We start from the raw sequence: 23,578 nt of genomic DNA, 5'->3' as shown, positions 1-23,578 counted from the left end.
CCGATGTTCACGGGAGTTCCTCCAGCACGCCGCGCCGGATGAGGGCAAGGGCTTTCGATGCCGTGTCGGCCAGGCCCGGATGGGTGGCCTTGAGCGTGTGCAGTTGGGAGAGAAACTCAAGGGTCCGCGCGAGCAGGCGATAGATGTCCCCCTCGGCCATGGTGGTCGAGCGGCAGAGCCCGATCCAGGTGAGGTTCGGGTCGGAGACCCAGCGCTCCGCTACGGCGGCGATATCGGCGCGGAGCAGGGGTGGATCTTCATAGGGGGACAGGCTCTCCGCCAATTTCCGGACTTGGCCAAGCAGTGAGCTCAGTCCTGAGCTGATACGCGGAAAGGCGCCGGGCCGGTCGTCGTCGTGGGCGATGCTGGCCATGATGCCGGTGAGCACCGCCGGGTCGGCTCCGGTGAAGGCTTCGGCGCGGATCAACTCGGTGATGAGCAGGGAATGGTCGATGCGGATCAGCCGTGCCCATTCCCCGTCGGCCGTGAGTTGCGACTCCGGCGTGAGATAGCCAAATTTCTGGAGCACGTCGATGCGCTCTTGAAAACGATGCCAGAGACTGGTCCGCAAGGCCTGAATCGACTTCATATGGCGCTGCTGCTCTTGGCGCATGCGCGAGGCGGCGAGGTAGTCCTTCTGGCAGGCTGATCGTGACGAACAGGTGGGGCAGGGGAAATCTCCCAGGCTTTGCACGATGGCATCGGGCAGCGGTTCCGACTCTTTGGAGACGAGAATCGGCAGCACCGGGAGGCGCGTGGGCAGCTCGGTGAGCTGATAGTGCAATTCGTCAAAGGACTCGGCGGTGCACCAGGGATAGCCCGGTTGTTCCTCGCAGTCGAAGATGCGGTCGTAGATTTCCGTGACGATGCCGGCGGGGCATTCGGTCACGGCGCCTCCGGGGCGGAGGATCGTGACCATCGGACTCTTCTGTCCCTTGCTGCGATATTGGCGCAAGACAATGCCGCGCCCCCGGCTGAGTCCCACGACACGGCCGGGCGTGAGGAAGTGAAACCGTGCGGTCATTTCCGGCGCTTCGTGGCGCACGGTCTGATGCCGGTGCGATTTCTGCCGCCTGGCCTGATCGAAGGTATGCCACTGGGTAATCCAGTCGGTGCAGACGCGCGGGCCGAAGGGTTCCATCTGCACGTGGAGCGTATCCAGTTTGCGCTCCAGCAGTTCCGCGCGCTGGTTGAGCTGGAATTGCGCGAAGCTCTTGGCCAGGATGGCCTGAATTTGGTTGTGCGGATGGGCCTTCAGCAGATTCAGGACCATCGGATAGGTGATGGTGAATTGGCTGTCGATGGCCTCAGGATTTCCCGTAAACCCTTTGGTGAGGACGCCGAGGTCGATGTAGGGCGACGGCGTCACGACCGCGAAGCCGACGTAGTCTTTGCCACGCCGTCCGGCCCGGCCGGCGATTTGCTGCACTTCGCCGATCGTCAGATCCATGAAGTCGCGCGCTTTGCGGATGCTCGATTGCGTGATGACGACCGTGCGGGCCGGGAAGTCCACTCCCGCGGCCAGCGTCGTGGTGGCGAAGACGGCGTCCAAACAGCCCTGCCGCATCAGTTCTTCGATCGCGATTTTCCAGGACGGCAGATGGCCGGCATGGTGGGCGGCCACGCCGATACGCTGGACCGTGGGAATCAACGGATGTTCGCCGATGCTGGGATATTGGGCGATGACCCGCTCCAGCGCGGCGGCGATGGCCTCTTGCCTCGCGGGCGGCAGCACCGTCTGCGCATGGTCGAACGCCTCCATGGCTTCGTCACAAGCCCGGCGCGAGGTCAAAAACACGATCGCAGGCGTGAGGGATTTGTCCCGCAGAGCGGCGATAAGATCAACCGGATGAATCGAGGGAGGCATGCAGTTTCATTCCCTTTGAAATGACCACCAGACCGGACTCGGTGACTTTGAATCGATGGGCATCGGCCTCCCGATCATACCCGATCTCGGTCTTGGGCGGAATGATGACGTCTTTATCGATGATCGCGCGCCGGATGCGGCTCTGTTCGCCGATGACCACGTTTTCCATCACGATCGATTCGCGCACTTCGGCATGGTCCTGGACGCGCACATTCGGGGAGAGGATCGAATTCTGCACCCGGCCGCCGGAAATGATGCAGCCGCCGCAGACGATCGAATCCAGCGCCACGCCCATGCGGCCGCCCTGGAAATCCTGGGCAAAGACGAATTTCGCCGGAGGAAACTGCCCTTGATAGGTGCGGATCGGCCAGTTGGGATCGTACAGGTTGAAGAGCGGATCGACGGCGATGAGATCCATGTTGGCTTCCCAATAGGCGTCGAGGGTGCCGATGTCGCGCCAGTATTTGACGGCTTTCTTGTTCTCGTCCTGGAATTTGAAGGCGTACACGCGGCCTTCCCGGATCATGCGCGGGATGATGTTCTTGCCGAAATCGTGCGCGGTGCCTTCCTGCGCGTCCGCCGTCAGGTATTGCCGAATGGCCTCGGTCTTGAAAAGATAAATCCCCATTGAGGCGAAGGCGTGGGTGGGATCGCCCGGAATCGGGGCCGGGTTGGCCGGCTTTTCGTCGAACCGGTTGATGCGGAGATCGTCGTCCACGCTGATAACCCCGAATCGCGTGGCATCCTGAATCGGAATGTCCAGCGCGCCGACGACGGCGTCGGCATTCTTGGCCAGCAGCCAGTGAAACATCTCGGCGTAATTCATCTTGTAGATGTGATCGCCGGCGAGGATGAGGAGATAGTCGGCGCGCTCGTTGTCCAGGAGAAACAGATTTTGGTACACCGCGTCGGCCGTGCCTTTGTACCACTCTTCACTGATGCGCTGCTGCGGGGGGACAGAGGCGATGTATTCGCCGAGTTCCGAATTGAGAATGTTCCAGCCGCTGCGAATGTGCTTGTCGAGCGAGTGGGATTTGTATTGGATCAGGACCGCGATCTTCCGCAGGCCGGAGTTGAGGCAGTTGCTGAGCGTAAAGTCGATAATGCGGTACTTGCCGCCGAACGGCACGGCCGGTTTCGCCCGCTGCTCGGTGAGCGGATGGAGGCGTTCGCCTTTGCCGCCGGCGAGGATCATCGTGAACACATTGTGCATGGCCGCGAATTGTAACAGGACCGCCGGGAAATGGAAAGGAAGCTGAATGATTGACTTCGGGGAGACCACGGATAATACTAGCCGAAAGTCGTAGGTGGACGCGTGACGGCCGAGTGAATAAAGGAGTGTGTATGAAACGTGATCTTATTGTGGCGGCTCTTCCTCGCAGCAACGGCAAAGTCGCTCGCAAGCCGGCGGAGCCCGCGAAAGATGCCATGTGGCGGATTGAGCGGCTGGAGTTCCAGCTCCAGAAACTGACCGAGTTAGTGCGTGACCATGCCGAAGATGTGGATCGCCTGGTCCGCATCGTGGCGGAGGACCGGAATGTGATCCGGCAACAGCTCTTGCGGAAGCATCACGAAAAAGTGCGTGTGCGGAAACATTTGCGGGACCATCATTCCAAGAGCGGGCTGGATAGTTGAGCGGCTGCCGCTGTCCTGATCCGTCTTCTCACCTCTCCGTCCGGCCTGTGTAGGACATCCATTCCGTGGCCGATCTGAGCATCGACATCCGCGCCTTGGTCAAACGCCACGGGGCCACCCTGGCGGTGGACCATGTCACCCTCGGCGTTCGCCGGGGTGAATTTTTCTCCATTCTTGGTCCCAGCGGAGCCGGCAAGACCTCGCTGTTGCGGATGCTGGCCGGGTTTGAAACGCCGGACTCCGGTGAGATCCTCATCGATGGACGGTCGATGGCGGGCGTGCCTCCCAACCGGCGTCCGGTCAATCTGGTCTTCCAATCCTATGCGCTCTTTCCTCATCTCTCTGTTGCGGAGAACGTGGCCTTTGGGCTGGAAATGAAGCGGGTGGCCCGCCCTGAGATCGAGGCGCGCGTGGCTGCGGCCATGGAGTTGGTGCAGCTCGGAGGCAAGCGGGATCGCATGCCGGGCCAGTTGTCGGGAGGGGAACAGCAGCGTGTCGCGCTGGCGCGCGCGCTCGTGAACCGGCCGGCGGTGGTCTTGCTCGACGAACCGCTGGCCGCGCTCGACCAGCAGTTGCGCCAGCAGATGCAGGCCGAACTGAAGTCGATTCAGGCGCAGGTGGGCGTGACGTTCGTCTGTGTCACGCATCATCAGGAAGAAGCGCTGGCGCTTTCGGACCGGTTGGCGGTGATGCAGCAGGGGCGGGTGGTGCAGATCGGTCGTCCCCAGGACCTGTATGAATCGCCGGCCACGCATTTTGTCGCTCAATTCATCGGCATGTCGAATGAATTGCGCGGGACTGTCACGGAGCTTCATGACGGGCAGGCCATACTGGCCTGTGCCGATTCCATGTTGCCAAACAGGATTCGCGTGGCGATGCCTTCCGGGCTCCAGTCCGGCGCGGCAGTGGCGCTTATCCTCAGGCCTGAACGGGTGCAGCTGACAGCAAACGGCGGCGGCAGAGGCTTCGACAATGAACTGCCCGTCAGAGTGGAGTCCCTGCGCTATATCGGCAGCGAGTGGCATTGTACCGTTCGTGTGGCCGACCAGATTTCTTGGACCATCCATCTGCCCAACCGCACGGCCGGGTCGCCGCCGTGGAAGATTGGCGATCCGGTCTCGGTGCAGTGGAATGTGTCGGATGGGGTGGTGCTGCCGCTGTCATGATGTCTGAACCATCGGCACACAGAACTGGCGGTGAGGGTGAAGCCCGTGGCGCCGCGTGGTGGTTGCTGGCGCCTGGCCTGTGCTGGACGGCGTTGTTCTGCGTGCTGCCGATGGCCGTGATTCTCCTCGTCAGTTTTGCCACGCGTGGGACCTATGGGGGGATCGTCTGGGATTTCAGTCTGGAGAATTACCGGGATCTGCTGCACGCCCTCTATGGACGGATCTTTGGACAGTCCCTCCTGCTGGCGGCGCTGACGACGATCATCTGTCTGGCGATGGGCTTTCCCTTGGCCTACTACATCGCCCGGCTGGCGCCACGGCGGCAGGCCGTGTGGCTGGTGCTGGTCATGATCCCCTTCTGGACCAATTTTCTCGTGCGGACCTACGCCTGGATATTCATTCTGAGGACCGAGGGGCTGATGAATACGGTGCTGCTGAAGTTCGGCCTGATCTCGACTCCTCTGGAGCTCCTCTACACCAACATGGCGGTGGTGCTCGGCCTTGTCTACGGCTATCTCCCGTTCATGGTGCTGCCCCTCTATGCGGCGATTGAACGAGTCGATCGTACGCTCATCGAAGCGGCCTGGGATCTCTATGCGGACCGATGGTCGGTTTTCTGGCGGGTGCTGGTTCCGCTCACGAAGCCCGGCATCGTGGCTGGCTGTGTGCTGGTGTTTATCCCTTCGCTCGGGGCTTTCATCACGCCGGATCTGCTGGGCGGCGCGAGGAGCATGATGGTGGGTAATCTGATTCAGCACGAATATTTGATTGCCCGGGATTGGCCGCTGGGGTCGGCGCTCTCCATGGTGCTGATGGCGTTTGTGACCGGGGCGATGATCTGGTCCTTCAGGTCGCGTGCGTCGGCAAATGGCAAGCGGAGGGCGTCATGAGAGCCCAGGGGGGCTGGCTGCGGGTGCTCAGTGTGCTGGGGCTGGCCTTTCTCTATTTGCCGATTGCCGTCCTTATGGTGTTTTCCATGAATGCCTCACGGTTGTCTGCAACGTGGCAGGGGTTCTCCTGGCAGTGGTACGAAATCTTATGGCGGGACGACGCCTTGCGGGCCGCGACGGGCAATAGTCTGCTGGTGGCGGCCATCTCAACGGTTATCGTCATGCTGCTCGGCATGCCGGCTGCGATGGGGCTGGAGCGGGTCCGGCCGCGATGGCGCGGGCTGTTGGATCCGATCGTGCTTCTGCCGCTGGTCATTCCCGAAGTGATGATGGGCGTGGCGCTCCTCTTGTTGTTTGTCCTGCTGCGGATGCCGCTGAGTATGACGACGGTGATCGTCGGGCATGCCGCATTCAATCTCCCGGTCGCGATCCTTGTCATTCGCGCGAGGCTTCAGAAGCTCGATCCCCGGCTGCTCGAAGCGGCCTACGATCTGGGCGCGACGCCGTGGCAGGGGTTCTGGCGGGTCACGCTGCCGTTGCTCTTTCCGGCCATCTTGGGGGCCGCGCTGCTGGCCTTCACGATTTCGCTCGACGACTTCATCGTCACCTTCTTTGTGGCAGGGCCCGGCGCGACCACGCTGCCGCTGAAGGTCTATTCGATGATCAAGTCCGGAGTGTCTCCGGAGATCAACGCGCTCTCGGCGGTGCTGGTGATGGTCTCCATGGGGCTGGTCGGACTGTCGCTATTGTTTCAGCGCCGGTAGGATGCGCGTGATGAATATACGGATCGTATTGCTCTCCCTGTTCAGTCTCATCGCCCTGCTGGCCTGTGACCGGACGCCCGGCGTGGGGAGGCAGGCACAGGGCGGGTTGGCGGAGACGCTGCATTACCTCACCTGGTCGGATTATGTCAGCCCGGAGTTGATTGGGGAGTTCGAGCGCGCGCATGGGGCGAAGGTGGTCATCGATACCTTCAGCAGCAATGAAGAGTTGCTGGCGAAGCTCCAAGGCGGGGCATCCGGCTACGATGTGACCGTGCCGTCTGATTTCATGGTGTCGATCATGGCGGCTCAGGGGCTCTTGGCTGAATTGGACCAGGCGGCTCTTCCCAATCTGAGGTCCCTGGAAGCGCATTTGCAGCAGCTTGCGTTTGATCCCTCGCACCGTTATTCCGTGCCGTACCTCTGGGGAACGGTGGGGATCGGCTACGACTCTGCCGTGGTCACGATTCCGCCGGACAGCTGGGACGTATTGTGGGATGAACGATACCGGGGGAAGATCAGCATGTTGAACGACCAGCGGGAAGTGTTTGGTGCGGTGCTGCGGTCCATGGGGCAATCGATGAATACGACCGATCCGCTGGTGATCGAGGCGGCGAAACAGAAACTGATCGCCCAAAAACCGCTGGTGAAGACCTATGCGAGCGACAACTACTCTCAGCTGCTTGCATCCGGGGATGTGGTTTTGGCGCAGGGCTGGGGAGGGCCTGTGGCGCGGGCGATGGCAGACCGGCCCTCGATTCGCTACGTGGTGCCAAAGGAAGGGGGCACGATCTGGGCCGACTGCCTGGTGGTCCTGCAATCGTCGAAACGGAAAGCCCTGGCGATGACCTTTATCAATTTTCTGATCGACGCGCGGGTGGCGGCGAACGCTTCCGAGCGGCTCCTGTTCGCGGCTTCCAATCGGGAGTCGAGGGCCTTCGTGAGAAAAGACCTTCTGGCGAACCCGGCCGTTTATCCTCCGGCTGAGTTGATGCCGCGATTGGAATGGATGACGGACGTCGGGAAGGCGATGCGCTTGTATGACCGGGCCTGGACGGAACTCAAGATGCGGTAACCCGATTCCGTGATGTCGTTGCAAGTGCCGATGAAATCAGTATAATGTGGACAACTTGCTTCTGCCGTCAGCCTCTCTGCCGCGGTTCACCGGACATGTGTGGGGGAGTGCGTATTACGAATTCAGCGCGATCTCTTCGTAGTGGTATGTGCGGTCTTCTGTTGGGAGGCGTGGCTCTCCTGGCCATGGGCCTATTCTTCTCCCCGCCTGCCTTGGGACAATCGATCCAATCCGCCACAGATAGTCCGGGCAAGATGCCGGGTGTGCCTGCTACAGCTTCAGCTATTCGGTTGAGTCTCGATGACGCCGTTGCGTTGTTTTTGCGCCAGAATCTCGATCTGTTGATCGCGAAATTCGGGATCGAATCGGCCAAAGGACAGCAAATTACGGCGAGACTCTTTCCCAATCCGGTGGCGTCGATCGGAACGCTGAGCGCGTTTACCCAGGGCAGAACGATGGGGAATAGCGGGGCGGTCATCGCCCAGGTGCAGCAATTGTTCGAACTGGCCGGCAAACGCGGGTATCGAATCGAAAGCGCCGCCTTCGGGACTCAGTCGGCCGAAGCCGCGTTTGAAGACGCGGTACGGCAGCTCAGTTTTACGGTGAAAGACGCCTACCATCGCATTCAATTGGCCCAGCGCCGTCTGACGCTGGCCGAGGAAAATCGGGACCGGTTTTCCCGCATCCTTGAAGTTAATACCATCCGGTTCAAGAAGGGCTATATCGCGGAAGTCGATTTGATCCGCATCCGGTTGCAGTTCATCGATTTTCAGTCCCAAGTCATTCAGGCCATTCAGGAGAGCGAAACGGCTCGGGCCGATCTCCGGCAGCTCCTCCGCCTCTCTCCGGCCACGCAGCTCGAATTGACCTCGGAGTTCGAGTATAAGCGCATCGATCCGGACATCAGCCGGCTGCGCACGGTGGCGCTGGATGCGCGCGCCGATGTGCGGATGAAACGGTTTGTCTTCTCGCAGCGCGAGGCTGATTTGAAACTGGCCATGGCCTACCGGATTCCCGATGTGACCGTCGGCGGCGGGTATTCTGTGCAGGGGGCCAGGGGGCCTGACAATCCGGGGCAGGTCGCGCTCAGTGTGGGGGTGCCCTTGCCGTTGTTCAACCGGAATCAGGGCGGGATCATGCAAGCGGAAGTCGCGGTGCAGAGCGCCGAGGCCGATTTGAACAAGACGCTCAATCAGGTCGAAAACGAAGTGGATGTCGCTTACAAGAACCTGATGCAGAGCCGGCGCCTGGTGGAGGCCTTCCTGGGCGGTGTCCTGGACGATGCGCGCTCGACGCTGACCATTGTGGAGCGGGCCTATGAGCGGGGGGGCGCGACCATTCTCGACCTGCTCGATGCGGCCAGAACCTCGCGGACGATCCAGCAGAATTACTTCGAGGCGCTCTTCAACTATCAGCGCAACGTGATTCAATTACAGAGCGCCGTGGGGCAGGAGATTCTATGACGTCTGCGCAGAGCGCTCCCCTCACGCTGGCGGTGCTATTGCTGCTGACCGTCTCTGGCTGCGGACGGACGGATCAGCCGTCTCATCCGGATTCAGCGGCAGTTCCGTCCCCTCCATCGGCCGGATCGCTGGCCGACGCACAATCACGCGTCGAAACGGCCGTCGTCGATTTCAGCTCGTCTCATCAAGCCCTGACCCTGTCGGGGAAGGTGGCCTACGGAGAAGATCGCTATTCGAAGATTTCGTCGCCGTTGCAGGGCCGGGTCGTCGAAGTGCGGGTGCATTTGGGCGATCGGGTGAAGGCGGGCGACGTGCTGCTGGTGGTCGATAGCCCCGATATCGCGCAGGCCTATTCGGAATATGTGAAAGAGGACTCCGACCTGCAGTACGCGACCAGGGCGCATGAGCTGGCGAAGGATCTGTACGAAAACAAAGCGATGCCGCTCAAAGATCTGAAGCAGGCGGAGAACGAACTGGTGAAGGCCCGGGCGGAGTTCCGCCGGGCGAAGGAACGGCTGCTGTCGCTCCGGGTGCCGGCCGAGGAATTGACCAAGCCGCTCGATAAACAAAAAATTACGTCGCGTTTTGAAATGAAGAGCTCCCTGACGGGGGTGGTGGTGGAACGGGCCGTGACGCCGGGGCAATCCGTGGGGGGCGATCCGGCCCAGGTGCTCTTCACCGTCGCCGATTTGGATATGTTGCAGGTCTTGGCCGATCTCTATGAGCGGGATCTGGCGCTGGTGAAGGAAGGCCAGTTTGCCCGTGTGAGCGTGGAAGCCTATCCCGGCATCGATTTTCCAGCAACGCTGGCCGCGATCGGCGATGTGGTCGATCCGGCGACCCGGACGATCAAGGTGCGGGCCTGGGTGAATAACGAGGCCCATAAGCTGAAACCGGAGATGTTTGCCCGTCTGCATCTGGATGTGGGAGAGGCGTCGCAATTCATTGTGGTGCCCAGGGAAGCGGTGTTGGAGGCGGACGGCAAGCAGTTCGTCTATGTGGTGGAGGATCAGAACCGGTACGTCAAGCGCGAAGTCAAAGTCGCCAATATTTCCTCGGAGCAGGTCCGCGTGCTTGAAGGGCTTGCGCGCGGGCAGCGGATCGTCACCAAGGGGGCGGTGCTGATCAAGGGCCAAGAAGTGAAGGGTTTCTAAACTCCTGTGAACCGTCCTCCCAAAGCCTTCCTGGATTTTGAACGCTGATGATTACACGCCTCGTTGAGATCTCGCTGGTACAGCGGTTCCTCATCTGTGCATTGGGGCTGCTGCTGCTTTTCGGCGGCCTCTACGCCTTCCATCTGCTGGACATCGTCGCCTATCCCGATCCTTCGCCGCCCATGGTGGAGCTGATCACGCAGCATCCCGGCTGGTCGGCGGAGGAGGTCGAACGCCAGATCACGATCCCCCTCGAAGTGGCGCTGAACGGCATGCCGGGGCTGACGGATATCCGGTCCCTGTCGATCTTCGGTCTGAGCGACATCAAAGTCTATTTCGACTTCGACACGGAGATGTTCCGTGATCGCCAGGAAGTGCTCAACCGGATCGGGACAGTCCGGCTCCCGCCGGGGGCGGAACCGGTGTTGTCTCCCTGGTGGGCCATCGCGGAAATCTTTCGCTATGAGCTGACGGGCGAAGGATCCGACCTCACGACGCTCAAGACGATTCAGGATTGGCAGGTGCGGCGGGAATTCAAGCGGGTTCCCGGGGTGATCGATGTTACGGCCTTCGGCGGGACGACGAAGGAATACCATGTCGATATCGATCCGGGGAAGCTGATCAGTTACGGCGTGAGTCTCTCGCAAGTCATGACGGCCCTGACGAACAGCAATGCCAACGTGGGCGGCAACTATCTCACGATCGGGGCGCAGAATTACAACATCCGCGGGCTCGGCCTCATCAATCGGCTGGAAGATATCGAAAACGTGGTCGTGGCGGAAAAAGACGGGACGCCGATCTATATCAATACCTTGGGCCGGGTGGCGGTCGGCCATCAGGTGCGGCTGGGCAAGGTCGGGATTGACGACCGGGACGATGTGGTCGAAGGCGTGGTGCTGCTGCAACGCGGCTATAAGGCGCTGCCGGTGCTGGATAAAGTGCGCGCCAAAGTCGAGGAGTTGAATGCCTGGAAACTGCCGGAGGGGGTGAAGGTCAAGACCTTCTACGATCGCACGAAGCTGATCCATACCACCGTGGAAACGGTCACGGATATTTTGATCAGCGGCATGGTGCTGGTATTCGTCATTCTCGTCGTATTTCTGGGGCATTTCCGCGCCGCCGTGATCGTGGCGCTGACCATTCCGCTCTCGCTCCTCTTCACGTTTACAGCGATGATTCTGATTGGACAGTCGGCCAATCTGATCTCGCTTGGCGCCATCGACTTTGGGATTATCGTCGATGCCACGTTGATTATGGTGGAGAGCATCTTCTTCCACCTGGCGCATGGCAAGGTGCAGGGCTTGACGACGCACCAGCAGATTATCCGCGCGGCGCGGCAGGTGGGGAGGCCGATCTTCTTCTCGACCGCGATCATCGTGGTGGCCTTCATTCCACTCTTCACCATGACCGGTGTCCCGGGGAAAATCTTTGCGCCCATGTCGATCACCTATGGATTTGCGTTGCTTGGCGCGCTGTTGATGGCCTTTACGCTCGCGCCGGTGCTGTGCTCATTTTTGCTGAGGGGCAAGATCAGTGAGGCCGATACGGTCGTGGTGCGGGGTGTGCGCCGTGTGTATATGCGGACGCTCGAATGGGCGCTGGACCATCGCATGGTCGTGCTTGGGTTTGCCGGAGGGGCTCTGCTCTCGGCGATGGTCGCGCTGCAGTTCCTCGGTGGAGAATTCATGCCGGCGTTGGAAGAGGGAAATTTGTGGGTGCGCGCCACGATGCCGGTGGATATTTCATTCGATCAGGCCGCCCGCTTGACGGGGGAGATCCGGCGCCTGTTCAAAGAGTCGCCGGAGATCACGACGATCGTGTCCCAGCTCGGCCGTCCGGATGACGGGACGGATCCGACCAGTTTTTTCAACGCCGAGTTCCTGGCCAATTTGAAGCCGCAGCAGGAGTGGCGGAAGGGGTTGAGCAAGGAGGCCTTGATCGAGGAAATCGAGGGGAAGCTGAAAGATATTCCCGGCGTGATCTTCAACTTCTCACAGGTCATTCAGGATAACGTGGAAGAAGCGATGTCCGGAGTCAAAGGCGAAAATTCGATCAAGCTGTTCGGCACCGATCTCAAGACGATGGAGGAAAAGGCGGTCGAAGTCGAACAGGTGATGAAACAGATTCGCGGGGTCAAGGACCTTGGAATTTTCCGGCTTGTCGGCCAGCCCAACTTGCTGATTCAAGTGGATCGCGAGGCGAGCGCCCGGTACGGACTGCAAGTCGCCGATGTCAACGCCGTGGTCCAAGCGGCGGTGGGCGGCCAGGCCGTCACACAGGTCTATGAGGGGGAACGGTTGTTCGATCTCGTCGTGCGCTTCCTGCCGGAGTTCCGCCAGGATGTGGAGTCCATCGGCAATATTCTGGTGAGCACGCCGGACGGCGCCCGGATTCCGCTCAAGCAGCTGGCCAACATTACGACTCAGACCGGGGCGTTCATTATTTATCGGGAAAACAATGAGCGGTATATCCCCATCAAGTTCAGCGTGCGGGACCGCGATCTGCAGAGCACGGTGGAAGAGGCGCAGGCGCGAATGGCCAAGGCGGTGACGCTGCCGGAACGCTATCGAATGGAATGGGCCGGGCAGTACGATCAGTTGAAAGATGAGCAAAAGCGGCTGGCCAAGATCGTGCCGATCAGCATGCTGATCATTCTCTTCCTGCTCTATACGACGTTCGATTCCTTGAAGAATGCGCTGCTGGTGCTGGCGACGGTTCCCTTTGCATTGGTCGGCGGCGTGCTGGCGCTGGTGCTGACCAACACCAACTTCAGCATTTCGGCGGCGGTGGGTGTCATTTCGACGTTGGGGGTGGCGATACTCGGCGGGGTGCTGCTCATTTCGCGCATTGAGGAGTTTCGCCGGACTGGGGAAACGCTGCGTGAGGCTGTGCGCAAAGGCGCGGATATGCAAATGCGCCCGATTCTGATGGCGACGCTGGGGGCGGCGATCGGCCTGTTGCCTGCCGCGCTGGCGACCGGCATCGGGTCACAAGCGCAAAAGCCGCTGGCGCGTGTGGTGGTGGGCGGGATGTTAACGGCCGCCTTCTTGATTTTGGTCGTCCTGCCGGTGTTGTATGAAGTGGTGCATCGGAACGAGGAAGAAATAACGGAAGACAGCGCCGATGAGGCAGTCTGAAAGGAGAGAGAACCAGTGAAACGGTCTTACATCGTCAGTGCGATTCTGAGTGCGGTGGCTGTGTGCGGCGGCGGCGCGGCGTGGGGAGAGGTGAGTCACACCCCTCCCGTCATTTTGGCGCAAATTCCGTATGAGGCTCCACCCAAGAGCCAGGATTTTCCAGATGTCTCGGTGCCGCCCAATACGAATCCGCTCAATCCCGAAGAGATCACACGAGCCGAAGCCCTGTTGCCGTTATTGGAGGGCAAGCAGGAGTTTTGGGCCATGGGTGAATTCGTGCATCTCGGCGAGCCGTCGGTTCCGGTGTTGATCAAGGCGCTGACGATGCCGAGCCCAAGAATTCGCTACAACGCGATTGAAACCCTTTCGATGATGAAGGGGGTGTCGGGGGTGCCGGCTTTGCTGGCGACGGCCAAAGAGCCGAATGAGATTCCCCGCGTCCGTGAGCATGCGCTGCGCGTCGCCATCCGGCTGGATGCGGCCAAGACGCCGGACGCGATTGCCGTCATGGCGAAGGATCTCAATCCGTCGGTGCGCAAAGCGGCGGCGTTTGAGGCCCGCTATGTTCGGGAGAAGGCGGTGATTCCGACGCTCATCCCCATGATCATCGATGAGGAGCGGTTTGTGGCGATGTCGGCCTTGCATTCCTTGTGGATTCTCACCCGGCATGAAACCGAGTTCCATGATTGGGATACCTCGACGAAACAGGACCGGCAGGCCTGGGTGTCGGAGTGGGTGGAGTGGTGGGAGGCGAACAAGGAGATCTTTGAAATTCCTGAGCCCCGCCGTTCAGGACAGCGCTCATAGGGAGCGCGCGTCGAGAGACCAGGTTGCGCGTAAAAAGAGCGGTGTGGTAGCTTTTGACACGGTTGGTGATTTGTCTGTCTAACCAGTGGATCCGTAATCGATGGCGATTTTGAATATTGCAAAACTCGGGAATCCGGTTCTCCGCCAACAGGCGGCATCGTTGAGCCAGAAGGAAATTCTGTCCTCGGCGATACAGCGGTTGATCGACGATATGTTCGAAACCATGTATGACGAACCGGGGATCGGGCTGGCGGCGCCTCAAGTATCCCGTTCCGTCCAGCTGGTGGTGATGGGTTGTGAAGGGGAGGACGGGTTTCCCGAGACGGTGTTGATCAACCCCTCCATCGTGTTTTACGGGCCGCAACAGGTCGAGAATTGGGAAGGGTGCCTGAGCGTGGATGGCTTGCGCGGCAAAGTGACGAGGCCTTCGCTGGTACGGGTCAAGGCCTTGGATCGCAAGGGCAAGCCCTTGGATTTTGAAGCGACCGGCCTCTATGCCGTCTGCATTCAGCATGAAATGGACCATCTCATCGGAAAGGTCTTCCTCGACCGGATGTCGGATCTCTCGACGCTCACCCAGCTTGCCGAGTTCGATCATTATTGGAAGAAAGATCCGGCTGCCGTCATCTGACGCAACGGGATTGATCCTACCCTGTGAACACCCTGCTCCGTGTGCTCCAGTATCTCCGGCCCTATCGCCTGATGGTGATCGGGACGTTTCTCTTTGCCGGCCTGACGACGGCCTTTGAACTGGTTCCGGCCTGGCTGGTGAAAATCCTGATCGATGACGTGATTCACGCGCAGCGCGTGGACTTGCTCGGCTGGGTCTTTGCCGGGCTGGTCGCCGCCTATCTTCTGAGAAATCTCTCCAGCTCCCTGCGCATCCGTCTGAACAACACGCTGGAACAGCAGGTGGTGCATGATCTCCATATCCAAGTGTTTGGCGCACTGCAGCGGCTCTCCATCAGTTTTTTTGAGAACCGGCCGACGGGCGAAATCATGTCGCGGGTTTTGAATGACACCGAGCACATGCAGCGCATCTTCGTCGATGGCCTGGAAGGCGTCATTACCGCGGGGCTGACATTGGCCGGCATCATGGGGGTGCTCTTCTGGCTCAACTGGAAGCTGGCGCTGCTGGCGCTGGTGCCGATTCCTCTGCTGATCCTGGGCGCGATGGGGTTCACCAAGCGGGTGCATGGCTATTACAAGGAGATTCGCAAAGGGTCGGCCGAACTCAACGCCTTGCTGCAAGATGCGCTGGCTGGCATCCGTGAGACGATGGGGTTCAACCGGCAGCCCTACGAACAGGAGCGGTTCGGCCGCAAGAGTGATCGCTGCAGGCAGGATACCTTGAAGGCCATGTACCTCTGGTCGTTCTATTCGCCGGGGATGACGCTGCTCGGCAGCCTTGGCGGGGTCTTGGTGCTCTGGTTCGGGGTCGAGGAGGTGCTGCAACAGCAGCTCTCGGTTGGCGAACTGGTGATGTTCGTGTCGTATCTCGCCCTCTTTTATGTGCCGATCAATCAGATTCATTCGGTCAATCACATGCTGCAACATGCGCTGGCCGCCAGCGAACGGGTCTTCGATATCCTCGATGCCGTGCCGGACGTGCATGACCGGCCAGGGGCGGTCGCGCCGCTGAAACGGCTGAAGGGCGAGGTGGCCTTTCACCATGTACGGTTCCATTATCGGGCGGATGTGCCGATTCTGAGCGACGTCACCATTGCCGTGCGGGCCGGGGAGCGGGTCGCACTGGTCGGGCCCAGCGGAGCGGGAAAGAGCACGACGCTCAAGCTGATTCCCCGGTTCTACGATGTGACGGAGGGATCGGTCACGATCGATGGTTATGATATTCGCGAGCTGCCCTTGAGCTTTCTACGCAGCCAGATCGGGCTGGTGCAGCAGGAACCGTTCCTGTTCAACGGCACGGTCCGTGAGAATATCTTGTACGGGAATCTGTCCGCGGGACAGGAGGCGGTGGAAGCCGCTGCCAAGGCGGCGCGCGCCCATGAGTTCATCATGGCCCTTCCCGAGGGCTACGATACCTGGATCGGGGAACGGGGCGTGAAGTTGTCCGTGGGACAGCGGCAGCGCGTGTCGATCGCCCGGGTCCTCCTGAAAGATCCGCCCATCGTCCTGTTCGATGAGGCGACCTCCAATATTGACACCGAAACAGAGGTGAAGATCCGGGAAGCCCTCAACGAGCTGACGAAGGGGCGGACCACGATCATCATTGCGCACCGGCTCTCGACGATTCAGGATGTGGACCGCATCGTGGTCGTGGATCATGGGCGAGTGGTCGAAGACGGGACGCATGATGTGTTGCTCGCGCGAGGCGGGGTCTATGCCGGGTTGTACGAGGCCCAGTTTCAGGTGTAACGAGACTGTGAAACGTGGAGTGACGTGTCTGGCCGTTGTGGATAGATCAGGCCAGCCAGTATACTGAAGGCCATTTGATGGGAGACTAGCGATGGTGTTGATATACGAAAGCGATCCGTTGGATGACGAGGATGCGAGAGGGCGGTTCTATCACGTGTGCCGTGGACGCATCATTCGGACTGAAATCCAGTTGCCGGAAGGGCAGTCCATCTATGAGTGCGCAGCGTGTGGAATCGATCTGGAGCCTGAAGATTTTTGGATCGCACGACAGAAGGGATCGGTGTAGAGATGGCTGGGAGTACAGGCCGGAAAACCGTCTCCGTCTCGCGGGGACTCATGATGTTGTGTGAAACGTGCTATGACCAGGTATACGCGGAGAAGCTGCCGGACGCGAGGAACTTTGTCGCAGACCACGAAGCGCTCTTCGATACGATCTGCCTCGGCTGCACCGACATTAATCGCCCGCTGATCGACGACATGCTGGGGAGTTCAGAATAGGGGCGCCGATCTATCAGTCTTTGGCTACTTGCACTCTTTTCCGTTGAAATACATGCAGGTCGATTCCCCGGATTTGACTTTCCAGGTCTTGATCACGGCCATCTGATCATCGCCCTTCCATTCAACGACAAAATCCACCAATCCTGAGATCGGCAGTTTTTCCATGTGTGGCCGCGCGACCTCCGGGACGTCGATGTAGAAGACCCCTCCGAGTTTGGAGATCAGGATGCGGTGGTTTTCAACGTCGATGTGGATGACCGGACTGTAGAAGCTCTTGTCCTCGGCGCGGCTTTGACCGGCGAGGAGGAGAGTGAGGGAGGCAGCAAAAAGAATGGTCCGTATGAGTGCCATAACGATCGCTCCTTTTAAATAGGACGATGACGGCGGCATTATCGCATTCGCACGGACAGAAGGAAATATGAATTTGCCGACTAGGCCGCGTCGATGCTGGCCGGTGACACGGCCCCACCTTTGATCCAGTAGGCTTTGATATCGGGCGTGCTGTGCATGAGTGAGAGGATGATGTAGGCGGGTGTGGGGAGATTGATTTTGGGCCAAATTTCTTCGTAGTCGGTCGCGATTTTGATGTCGGTGACAGACGGGCGGGCAGGGTCGTGCGGATGGGAATGGTAGACGACCTGCAGGTCGAGCCCTTTGGTCCGCATGTCTTTTTTGGCGCTGGAGAAATCCTGCATGTCCATGACGAAGGCGATTTCCGCGCGTTCGGCCGGCGAGAGCCGTTCCAGATGCGCGGCTTTGGAGGGGTCGAACGTGGAGAGTTTCTCCGCCCCTTCAAGCGCCACGATATTCTTGATTCGGTAGAGGTGGGTAACGGTGCCGCCAGTCCCTGCGAGGAGGCCGCAGCACTCGTAGGGGGCGAGTGCCTTCGCATGGGCGACCATGTCGTCGAGAATCGCTTGTGGGATGACGAGATCAGCCACGATGGTTAGATAGTGCAGCTGACTGTGTAGTCGAGATTCAGGTCTTTAATCTTAGGATTCGGGCCGCAGAGCGGGCAGGCCGGATCCTTAGGGCGGCTAACTTTGCGGAACTTCATGTCGAGCGCATCGTAGATCACGAGCTTGTCGGCAATGGTCTCGCCGATGCCCAGCACTTCCTTGATCGCCTCGGAGGCTTGCAGGATTCCCATCGTACCGGCCAACACGCCGAGCACACCGGCTTCCTGGCAGTTCGGGACCAGCCCGGCCGGCGGCGGTTCTGGATAGAGGCAGCGATAGCAGGGATAGCCTTCATGCGGCTTGATCGTCGTGAGCTGGCCCTCGAACCGGAACATACTGGCTGAGATGAGTGTCTTCTTGGCAAAGAAGCAGGCATCGTTCACCAGAAAACGGGTCGAGAAGTTATCCGAGCCGTCCAGCACGATGTCGTACTGGGAAATGAGCGGGAGAATATTGTCGGCATCGACCAACTGATGATAGGTGTTGATCGTGATCTCCGGATTGATCGCAGACAGGGTCTTGCGGCCGGACTCCACTTTGGGCTGTCCCAGAGTGGCCGTGGAATGCATAACCTGGCGTTGCAGATTCGACAGGTCCACGACGTCGCCGTCCACGAGGCCGATCGTGCCAATGCCGGCGGCGGCCAGGTAAAGCGCAGAGGGCGATCCGAGGCCGCCGGCCCCGATCAAAAGAATCTTCGCCTTGCCCAGCTTCTTCTGCCCTTTGCCGCCGACTTCATTCAGGATGATCTGGCGGCTGTAGCGCTGTATTTGTGAATCGGTGAGTTCCATGGATTTCCGTTAAACGTAAAAGGTAAAATGTGAAATGTAAAAAGTCTTCTCGACGATCCTGCGCCTAACCTTTCACGTCTTACGTTTCACGAAGTATTATTCCACTACATTCAGTTCGATCGGATCGACGACGCAGCCTTTTTTGCGAAGGCCTTCGAGCGCCCGCTCGATTTCCGCTGTCTCGCCCGAGAGCTCCACATCGACCCAGCCGGTGGTTTCCCGCACATCGGCGCGGCGCACGTTGGTGACGATGTTGTACTCGCGGCCGATCTGGTAAATAATCGGTTCCTTGACCTTGTCTTCCGGAAAGCGGACATGAAAGCGCAAGTGTGACATGGTTAGCCTCCCGCAATCGCCGGAACGATGGAGACTTCATCGCCGGCTTTCAAGGCGGTGTCTTTGCCCTTGAGGAAGCGGATATCTTCCTCGTTGACGTAGATGTTCACGAACCGGCGAAGCTCGCCGCTGTCATCGCAGAGGCGTGCCTTGATGCCGGGATACGAGCCTTCCAAGGTATTGACCATATCGCCGATAGAGCCGGCGGCAATCTCCACTTCGCCTTGGTTCTTGGTCAGCGGTCTGAGCGGAGTCGGAATGCGGACTTTAATCATGCGTCACCACCACCGTTCTTTCCCAGCTTAAAGGTTTTTTCAAAGGCCACCAGGCTCGGCTGAATGCGGGTCGGCCGTCCGACGGCATCAATGACTGCTTCCTGGGTCTTCAATCCGTTGCCCGTGATGTAGGCCACCGTCACTTCGTTTTTCTTGATCACGCCCTGCTTGACCAATTTCTTCAGCACGCCGATCGTCACGCCTCCGGCGGTTTCCGCAAAGATGCCTTCGGTCTGCGCGAGCAGCTTGATGCCATCCACCACTTCTTCATCGGTTACCATCTCCATGGCGCCCTTGCTCTCCGCCGTGGCTTTGAGCGCGTAGTAGCCGTCGGCCGGGTTGCCGATGGCCAGCGACTTGGCGATGGTCTTCGGCTTCACGGGCTTGAAGAAGTCGCGTCCTGCCTTAAAGGCGGTGGAGATCGGCGAGCAGCCTTCCGCCTGGGCGCCGTTGAGCTTCGTATGCACCTCATCGATGAGCCCCACGTATTTCATTTCGTGCAGGCCCTTCCAAATCTTGGTCAGGAGCGAGCCCGAGGCCATGGGAATGACGACTTGATCGGGTGCTTTCCAGCCCAGCTGTTCCACGGTTTCATACGCGAGGGTCTTGGAGCCTTCGGCGTAGTAGGGGCGGATGTTGATGTTCACGAAGGCCCAGCCATGTTCACCGGCGATTTCGCTGCAGAGCCGGTTCACATCGTCGTAGTTGCCCTCGACTTCCACCACATGGGGCTTGTAGATGAGGTTGCCCAACACTTTTGCGGCTTCCAAATCTCCAGGGATGAAGACGTAGCAATGGAGGTTCGCGGCCGCGGCGTGCGCAGACACTGAATTGGCCAAATTGCCGGTCGAGGCGCAGGCGACGGTCTCGAAGCCCAGCTCGCGGGCCCGCGTCAGCGCGACGGCGACGACGCGATCCTTGAAGGAGAGCGTCGGGTGATTGACCGTATCGTTCTTAATGTAGAGCTCATCAAGGCCGAGATAAGCGCCGAGATTCTTGGCGCGAACCAGCGGCGTCAATCCGGCATGGGGCCCCACGAAATTGGTACCTTCGACCGGCAGCAGATCGAGATAGCGCCACATGCTGTGGGGGCCGTCCTCGATCTTCTTCCTCGAAATCGCCTTTTTGATCTCCTCGTAGTTGTACTTGACTTCGAGGGGACCGAAGCACATTTCGCAGACGTGGATCGCCTTCGTCGGATATTCTTTTCCGCACTCCCGGCACACAAGAGCTTTCATTTTCGGCATTGCGACACCATCGTAAGAAGTTGAGCACTACGGACGTGCGGCACAGCCCGCGAACGGGTCTCCATCGTCGAACAGTTCGGTGATCGTCGGATGTTCACCGCAGAGCGCGCAATTCGGATTGCGCTTCACTTTGATTTCTCGGAATTGCGTTTTCTTCGCATCGAAGTCCAGCAGCCGGTCGGTGAGCGGGCGGCCGATGCCCAGAATGAGCTTGAGGGCTTCCGTCGCTTGGATCGTTCCGATAATGCCGGCCAAGACTCCGATGACGCCCGCTTCCTGGCAGGAGGCCACCAGGCCCGGCGGCGGCGGAGTCTTGAAGACGCAACGATAGCAGGCGGACTTCTTCGGCACAATAGTGGTGACGCGGCCGTCGAATCGCAGAATGCCGCCATGCACGAGCGGTTTGTCGGCGAAGTAGCAGGCGTCGTTGATCAGGAACTTGGCGGTGAAATTATCGACGCCGTCGATGATGACATCGTACTCGCCGAAAATCTTCAGCGCGTTTCCGGCGGTCAGGCGCTCCTCGTACATGTTCACGGCCACATCGGGATTCAAGGCCTGAATCTTTTCTTTTCCCGACAGCACTTTGGGACGGCCGACATCGGATGTGTGGTGGAGGATCTGCCGCTGCAGGTTCGTCAGGTCCACGACGTCGCTGTCGATCAAGCCGATCGTGCCGACTCCGGCGGCGGCCAGATACAGCCCGGCAGGCGAGCCCAAGCCTCCGGCGCCGACCAGCAGAATCTTCGCTTTCGCGATCTTCTTCTGTCCCTTCCCGCCGACTTCGGGGAGGAGAATGTGCCGGCTGTAGCGGTTGATCTGTTCTTCGGTGAATTCCATGCAGACCCCGTTAAACGTAAAAGGTGGCTCGTTGTTGCCTGAATCTGATCTCAACCTTTTACGTCTTACGTCTCACGCTAAATATTGAAATACTTCTCAATGCTGATGTAACGCTCGCCGGTATCGCAGAGGATGGTGACCACATTCTTGCCGGGCCCCAGTTCGTCGGCGATTTTTTGCGCGGCGAACACGTTGGCGCCGGCCGAGATGCCGACCAGCAACCCTTCCTTCTTCGAGAGTTGCTTGGCGGTCTGATAGGCTTCATCGTCCGTCACGGTGATCACGCGATCCAAAATCTTCCGGTTCAATACTTTGGGAACGAAGCCGGCGCCGATGCCTTGAATCTTGTGGGGGCCGGGGTCGCCGCCTGAGAGGACCGGGGAACCGGCCGGCTCCACTGCCACCACTTTCACATTCGGATTCTTTTCCTTGAACAGTTCGCCGCATCCGGTAATCGTGCCGCCGGTGCCGACCGCGGCCACGAAGGCGTCGATCTTCCCGTCCAAGGCATCCAGAATTTCCGGCGCCGTCGTCATGCGGTGCATCGCCGGATTGGCCGGATTCGAAAACTGATCCGGCATGAAATACGTCGGGTTCTGCGCCAGGATACTTTCGGCTTCCTTGATGGATCCCTTCATCCCTTCCCAGGCGGGCGTCAGCACGAGCTGCGCGCCATAGGAGGAGAGCAGGCTGGCCCGCTCCATGCTCATGCTTTCCGGCATCACGAGGATCAGCTTGTAGCCGCGCACGGCCGCGACCAGCGCCAGGCCGATGCCGGTGTTGCCGCTGGTCGGTTCGACGATCGTGCCGCCCGGTTTGAGCTTGCCTTGCCGCTCGGCCTCATTGATCATATTGAGGCAAATGCGGTCCTTGACGCTGCCGCCCGGATTAAAAAACTCGACTTTGCCGTAGATCGTCGCGGCGCCGGGCTTCGACAGCCGGTTCAACCGTACGAGCGGGGTTTTGCCGATCAGTTCGGTAATCTCTTTGTGCATGATCATCGTCACCGGCCACCCCCCATGTAAAAGAGGAATTCCACCTGATCGCCCTCATTGAGCTGGGTCGAGGCGAGGTGATCCCGATCGATCATCTTCTCGTTGACTTCCACGGCAACCATCTGCGGTTCAATCTTCTTGAGTTTGAGCAAATCCAGGACGGTTCCGCCCTGAATGTCCTCTGCTTTTCCATTGACCTTGACCTGCATGGATTCTCCCAAGTTGGCCCAGAGATTAATGAATTCAAGAAGTTAACAAAGAGCCTTCATTATTGTCAAGGTAACGCCTGGCCTGGGAGTTGCTTGACTTTCTTTCCGGTCCCCCTACAGTATGCCGCCTTCTCGGAGGAGCGATCTCATGTGGAAGCAGAATTTCATGTTTCGGGCGCTTGACGCCACGCCGTTGAAGGAATCCGAACAGGAATTATTTCACGATACCGACCCGGCGATGGATAGCGCGGGACTCCATCTGGAGAAGTTCTTGTCCGTGTGGATTCAAGGCGACGGAGAGGACGAGAAGCCGACGGCCTACACGAATTGCTATGTGCGCACCGCGACGCTGGACTTTCAAAAACGCGTGGGTTTCCTCCAGCCGCTGCAAGGGCGGTCGCACCAGATCAAGCAACAGCTGACGGCTGGGCAAAAGGATTTTCTTCGTGGCTGGCTGAGCTCCCACGCTCCTCAGGCCTGGGAAGCTTCCGACGACCATTTCCGCGACCTGTTCGAAGCCGAATGACGAGGCCGTCCTTGCCGATGCAGCCTGGTGGATGGAGTCGGCTCAGCGCGGCATTTGTGCTCGCGGCCTGTGTGGCCGGCGTGGGTATCGGCCAGTCCGTTGCCGCGACCGTCGAGGTGTATTACGCCCCTGAAGATGAACCGCTGACGAGGCTGGCGAAGCTCTACGATCACGCGACCCGCTATATTTATGTGGCGGTCTATGGGCTGACCTCTCCGCTTGCCGTCAAAGGGCTGGTCGAGGCCAGCAAGCGGGGCGTCGATGTGCGCGTGATCACGGATCGGGAACGGCTCAATGATCAAAAGCAGCAGGCGGCCGTCGAAACGCTGCATCTGGCGGGTATTCCGATCCTGATCAATCAGCACGACGGCCTCATGCATTTGAAACAGGTGGTGATCGATGACGAGATCAATACATCCGGCTCGATGAACCACACCGGCAGCGGCAATCGCTATAATGACGAACGGTTGGATGTGATCAGGGATCGTGCGATCTCGCTGAAGGCGCGTGACAAGTTTCTGGCGATGTGGAAGGACGGGCAGCGCTACCGTCCCTGGAAAGAATAAGG

Annotated in this window: 26 protein-coding genes; 15 read left to right on the top strand and 11 right to left on the bottom strand. The window is 59.5% G+C overall.

Annotated features, from left to right (window positions below):
• Nucleotides 1-7: 7 nt before the first annotated feature.
• Both RI101_07145 and glgC read right to left on the bottom strand, forming a co-directional pair.
• Nucleotides 8-1,867 carry a helicase-related protein gene (locus RI101_07145; GenBank protein ID MEC4889823.1) on the bottom strand — a complete coding sequence of 620 codons (1,860 nt, stop codon included), beginning with the start codon at nucleotides 1,865-1,867 and terminating at the stop codon, nucleotides 8-10.
• The gene (glgC, locus tag RI101_07140; protein MEC4889822.1) at nucleotides 1,842-3,080 is read right to left on the bottom strand and encodes a glucose-1-phosphate adenylyltransferase; all 1,239 of its coding nucleotides are present in this window, start codon (nucleotides 3,078-3,080) and stop codon (nucleotides 1,842-1,844) included. Before glgC ends, RI101_07145 begins: the two co-directional genes overlap by 26 nt.
• Before the next feature lie 131 nt (nucleotides 3,081-3,211).
• Here glgC and RI101_07135 point away from each other — a divergent pair, with 131 nt between their 5' ends.
• The 13 genes from RI101_07135 (at nucleotide 3,212) to RI101_07075 (ending at nucleotide 16,832) form a co-directional block, all read left to right on the top strand.
• Nucleotides 3,212-3,502, top strand: coding sequence for a hypothetical protein (locus RI101_07135; GenBank protein ID MEC4889821.1), 291 nt, complete (start codon nucleotides 3,212-3,214; stop codon nucleotides 3,500-3,502).
• 65 nt (nucleotides 3,503-3,567) lie between these two features.
• Nucleotides 3,568-4,668, top strand: a complete 1,101-nt coding sequence (locus RI101_07130; protein ID MEC4889820.1) for an ABC transporter ATP-binding protein — start codon at nucleotides 3,568-3,570, stop codon at nucleotides 4,666-4,668.
• On the top strand, nucleotides 4,665-5,558 hold the full coding sequence (locus RI101_07125; protein MEC4889819.1) for an ABC transporter permease: 894 nt from the start codon (nucleotides 4,665-4,667) through the stop codon (nucleotides 5,556-5,558). Before RI101_07130 ends, RI101_07125 begins: the two co-directional genes overlap by 4 nt.
• Nucleotides 5,555-6,322: an ABC transporter permease gene (locus RI101_07120; GenBank protein ID MEC4889818.1), complete on the top strand. Its 768-nt coding sequence runs from the start codon at nucleotides 5,555-5,557 to the stop codon at nucleotides 6,320-6,322. The genes RI101_07125 and RI101_07120 overlap by 4 nt, the downstream gene beginning before the upstream one ends.
• 10 nt (nucleotides 6,323-6,332) lie before the next feature.
• Nucleotides 6,333-7,394, top strand: coding sequence for a spermidine/putrescine ABC transporter substrate-binding protein (locus RI101_07115; GenBank protein ID MEC4889817.1), 1,062 nt, complete (start codon nucleotides 6,333-6,335; stop codon nucleotides 7,392-7,394).
• A 263-nt stretch (nucleotides 7,395-7,657) separates the two neighbouring features.
• Complete coding sequence (locus tag RI101_07110; protein ID MEC4889816.1) at nucleotides 7,658-8,857, top strand: TolC family protein; 1,200 nt, start codon at nucleotides 7,658-7,660, stop codon at nucleotides 8,855-8,857.
• The gene (locus RI101_07105; protein ID MEC4889815.1) at nucleotides 8,854-10,011 is read left to right on the top strand and encodes an efflux RND transporter periplasmic adaptor subunit; all 1,158 of its coding nucleotides are present in this window, start codon (nucleotides 8,854-8,856) and stop codon (nucleotides 10,009-10,011) included. The genes RI101_07110 and RI101_07105 overlap by 4 nt, the downstream gene beginning before the upstream one ends.
• Nucleotides 10,012-10,058: 47 nt before the next feature.
• Nucleotides 10,059-13,148 carry a CusA/CzcA family heavy metal efflux RND transporter gene (locus RI101_07100; protein ID MEC4889814.1) on the top strand — a complete coding sequence of 1,030 codons (3,090 nt, stop codon included), beginning with the start codon at nucleotides 10,059-10,061 and terminating at the stop codon, nucleotides 13,146-13,148.
• 15 nt (nucleotides 13,149-13,163) lie between these two features.
• Entirely contained in the window at nucleotides 13,164-13,955 is a 792-nt protein-coding gene (locus tag RI101_07095) for a HEAT repeat domain-containing protein (GenBank protein ID MEC4889813.1), read from the top strand.
• A 100-nt stretch (nucleotides 13,956-14,055) separates the two neighbouring features.
• A complete protein-coding gene (gene def, locus RI101_07090) occupies nucleotides 14,056-14,586 on the top strand; it encodes a peptide deformylase (GenBank protein MEC4889812.1) in 531 nt (176 codons plus the stop codon).
• Nucleotides 14,587-14,609: 23 nt separating this feature from the next.
• On the top strand, nucleotides 14,610-16,334 hold the full coding sequence (locus tag RI101_07085) for an ABC transporter ATP-binding protein (protein ID MEC4889811.1): 1,725 nt from the start codon (nucleotides 14,610-14,612) through the stop codon (nucleotides 16,332-16,334).
• 91 nt (nucleotides 16,335-16,425) lie between these two features.
• On the top strand, nucleotides 16,426-16,620 hold the full coding sequence (locus RI101_07080) for a hypothetical protein (GenBank protein MEC4889810.1): 195 nt from the start codon (nucleotides 16,426-16,428) through the stop codon (nucleotides 16,618-16,620).
• Between the two features lie 2 nt (nucleotides 16,621-16,622).
• Complete coding sequence (locus RI101_07075; GenBank protein ID MEC4889809.1) at nucleotides 16,623-16,832, top strand: hypothetical protein; 210 nt, start codon at nucleotides 16,623-16,625, stop codon at nucleotides 16,830-16,832.
• A gap of 24 nt (nucleotides 16,833-16,856) precedes the next feature.
• Here the strand turns inward: RI101_07075 and RI101_07070 are convergent, their stop codons facing one another.
• The 9 genes from RI101_07070 to thiS form a co-directional block, all read right to left on the bottom strand.
• Nucleotides 16,857-17,183 carry a hypothetical protein gene (locus RI101_07070; protein ID MEC4889808.1) on the bottom strand — a complete coding sequence of 109 codons (327 nt, stop codon included), beginning with the start codon at nucleotides 17,181-17,183 and terminating at the stop codon, nucleotides 16,857-16,859.
• An 80-nt stretch (nucleotides 17,184-17,263) separates the two neighbouring features.
• A complete protein-coding gene (locus RI101_07065) occupies nucleotides 17,264-17,773 on the bottom strand; it encodes a M67 family metallopeptidase (GenBank protein ID MEC4889807.1) in 510 nt (169 codons plus the stop codon).
• Nucleotides 17,774-17,778: 5 nt separating this feature from the next.
• Nucleotides 17,779-18,582: a molybdopterin-synthase adenylyltransferase MoeB gene (moeB, locus tag RI101_07060; protein ID MEC4889806.1), complete on the bottom strand. Its 804-nt coding sequence runs from the start codon at nucleotides 18,580-18,582 to the stop codon at nucleotides 17,779-17,781.
• Nucleotides 18,583-18,678: 96 nt separating this feature from the next.
• Nucleotides 18,679-18,918, bottom strand: coding sequence for an NIL domain-containing protein (locus RI101_07055; GenBank protein ID MEC4889805.1), 240 nt, complete (start codon nucleotides 18,916-18,918; stop codon nucleotides 18,679-18,681).
• A gap of 2 nt (nucleotides 18,919-18,920) precedes the next feature.
• Nucleotides 18,921-19,193, bottom strand: a complete 273-nt coding sequence (locus RI101_07050; GenBank protein MEC4889804.1) for a MoaD/ThiS family protein — start codon at nucleotides 19,191-19,193, stop codon at nucleotides 18,921-18,923.
• The gene (gene thrC / locus RI101_07045) at nucleotides 19,190-20,440 is read right to left on the bottom strand and encodes a threonine synthase (protein ID MEC4889803.1); all 1,251 of its coding nucleotides are present in this window, start codon (nucleotides 20,438-20,440) and stop codon (nucleotides 19,190-19,192) included. The genes RI101_07050 and thrC overlap by 4 nt, the downstream gene beginning before the upstream one ends.
• Before the next feature lie 27 nt (nucleotides 20,441-20,467).
• The gene (gene moeB / locus RI101_07040) at nucleotides 20,468-21,280 is read right to left on the bottom strand and encodes a molybdopterin-synthase adenylyltransferase MoeB (GenBank protein MEC4889802.1); all 813 of its coding nucleotides are present in this window, start codon (nucleotides 21,278-21,280) and stop codon (nucleotides 20,468-20,470) included.
• A 77-nt stretch (nucleotides 21,281-21,357) separates the two neighbouring features.
• A complete protein-coding gene (cysK, locus tag RI101_07035; protein MEC4889801.1) occupies nucleotides 21,358-22,281 on the bottom strand; it encodes a cysteine synthase A in 924 nt (307 codons plus the stop codon).
• Nucleotides 22,282-22,283: 2 nt separating this feature from the next.
• Nucleotides 22,284-22,484: a sulfur carrier protein ThiS gene (thiS, locus tag RI101_07030; protein ID MEC4889800.1), complete on the bottom strand. Its 201-nt coding sequence runs from the start codon at nucleotides 22,482-22,484 to the stop codon at nucleotides 22,284-22,286.
• Between the two features lie 148 nt (nucleotides 22,485-22,632).
• Here thiS and RI101_07025 point away from each other — a divergent pair, with 148 nt between their 5' ends.
• Entirely contained in the window at nucleotides 22,633-23,010 is a 378-nt protein-coding gene (locus RI101_07025; GenBank protein MEC4889799.1) for a hypothetical protein, read from the top strand.
• On the top strand, nucleotides 23,007-23,576 hold the full coding sequence (locus RI101_07020; GenBank protein ID MEC4889798.1) for a phospholipase D-like domain-containing protein: 570 nt from the start codon (nucleotides 23,007-23,009) through the stop codon (nucleotides 23,574-23,576). Before RI101_07025 ends, RI101_07020 begins: the two co-directional genes overlap by 4 nt.
• The last annotated feature ends 2 nt before the right edge of the window (nucleotides 23,577-23,578 follow it).

The sequence above is a fragment of the Nitrospira sp. genome, from assembly GCA_035968315.1.
GTDB lineage: Bacteria > Nitrospirota > Nitrospiria > Nitrospirales > Nitrospiraceae > Nitrospira_D.
Note: the sequence above shows the minus strand (reverse complement) of the source record. Positions and strands in the feature narration are given on the sequence as shown.

What these genes read in the sequence shown, in the direction of transcription:
- RI101_07145 (MEC4889823.1), bottom strand. Translation starts at nt 1,867, where the DNA reads ATGCCTCCCTCGATTCATCCGGTTGATCTTATCGCCGCTCTGCGGGAC.
- glgC (MEC4889822.1), bottom strand. Translation starts at nt 3,080, where the DNA reads ATGCACAATGTGTTCACGATGATCCTCGCCGGCGGCAAAGGCGAACGC.
- RI101_07135 (MEC4889821.1), top strand. Translation starts at nt 3,212, where the DNA reads ATGAAACGTGATCTTATTGTGGCGGCTCTTCCTCGCAGCAACGGCAAA.
- RI101_07125 (MEC4889819.1), top strand. Translation starts at nt 4,665, where the DNA reads ATGATGTCTGAACCATCGGCACACAGAACTGGCGGTGAGGGTGAAGCC.
- RI101_07120 (MEC4889818.1), top strand. Translation starts at nt 5,555, where the DNA reads ATGAGAGCCCAGGGGGGCTGGCTGCGGGTGCTCAGTGTGCTGGGGCTG.
- RI101_07115 (MEC4889817.1), top strand. Translation starts at nt 6,333, where the DNA reads ATGAATATACGGATCGTATTGCTCTCCCTGTTCAGTCTCATCGCCCTG.
- RI101_07105 (MEC4889815.1), top strand. Translation starts at nt 8,854, where the DNA reads ATGACGTCTGCGCAGAGCGCTCCCCTCACGCTGGCGGTGCTATTGCTG.
- RI101_07100 (MEC4889814.1), top strand. Translation starts at nt 10,059, where the DNA reads ATGATTACACGCCTCGTTGAGATCTCGCTGGTACAGCGGTTCCTCATC.
- def (MEC4889812.1), top strand. Translation starts at nt 14,056, where the DNA reads ATGGCGATTTTGAATATTGCAAAACTCGGGAATCCGGTTCTCCGCCAA.
- RI101_07080 (MEC4889810.1), top strand. Translation starts at nt 16,426, where the DNA reads ATGGTGTTGATATACGAAAGCGATCCGTTGGATGACGAGGATGCGAGA.
- RI101_07075 (MEC4889809.1), top strand. Translation starts at nt 16,623, where the DNA reads ATGGCTGGGAGTACAGGCCGGAAAACCGTCTCCGTCTCGCGGGGACTC.
- RI101_07070 (MEC4889808.1), bottom strand. Translation starts at nt 17,183, where the DNA reads ATGGCACTCATACGGACCATTCTTTTTGCTGCCTCCCTCACTCTCCTC.
- moeB (MEC4889806.1), bottom strand. Translation starts at nt 18,582, where the DNA reads ATGGAACTCACCGATTCACAAATACAGCGCTACAGCCGCCAGATCATC.
- RI101_07055 (MEC4889805.1), bottom strand. Translation starts at nt 18,918, where the DNA reads ATGTCACACTTGCGCTTTCATGTCCGCTTTCCGGAAGACAAGGTCAAG.
- RI101_07050 (MEC4889804.1), bottom strand. Translation starts at nt 19,193, where the DNA reads ATGATTAAAGTCCGCATTCCGACTCCGCTCAGACCGCTGACCAAGAAC.
- thrC (MEC4889803.1), bottom strand. Translation starts at nt 20,440, where the DNA reads ATGCCGAAAATGAAAGCTCTTGTGTGCCGGGAGTGCGGAAAAGAATAT.
- moeB (MEC4889802.1), bottom strand. Translation starts at nt 21,280, where the DNA reads ATGGAATTCACCGAAGAACAGATCAACCGCTACAGCCGGCACATTCTC.
- cysK (MEC4889801.1), bottom strand. Translation starts at nt 22,281, where the DNA reads ATGATCATGCACAAAGAGATTACCGAACTGATCGGCAAAACCCCGCTC.
- thiS (MEC4889800.1), bottom strand. Translation starts at nt 22,484, where the DNA reads ATGCAGGTCAAGGTCAATGGAAAAGCAGAGGACATTCAGGGCGGAACC.
- RI101_07025 (MEC4889799.1), top strand. Translation starts at nt 22,633, where the DNA reads ATGTGGAAGCAGAATTTCATGTTTCGGGCGCTTGACGCCACGCCGTTG.
- RI101_07020 (MEC4889798.1), top strand. Translation starts at nt 23,007, where the DNA reads ATGACGAGGCCGTCCTTGCCGATGCAGCCTGGTGGATGGAGTCGGCTC.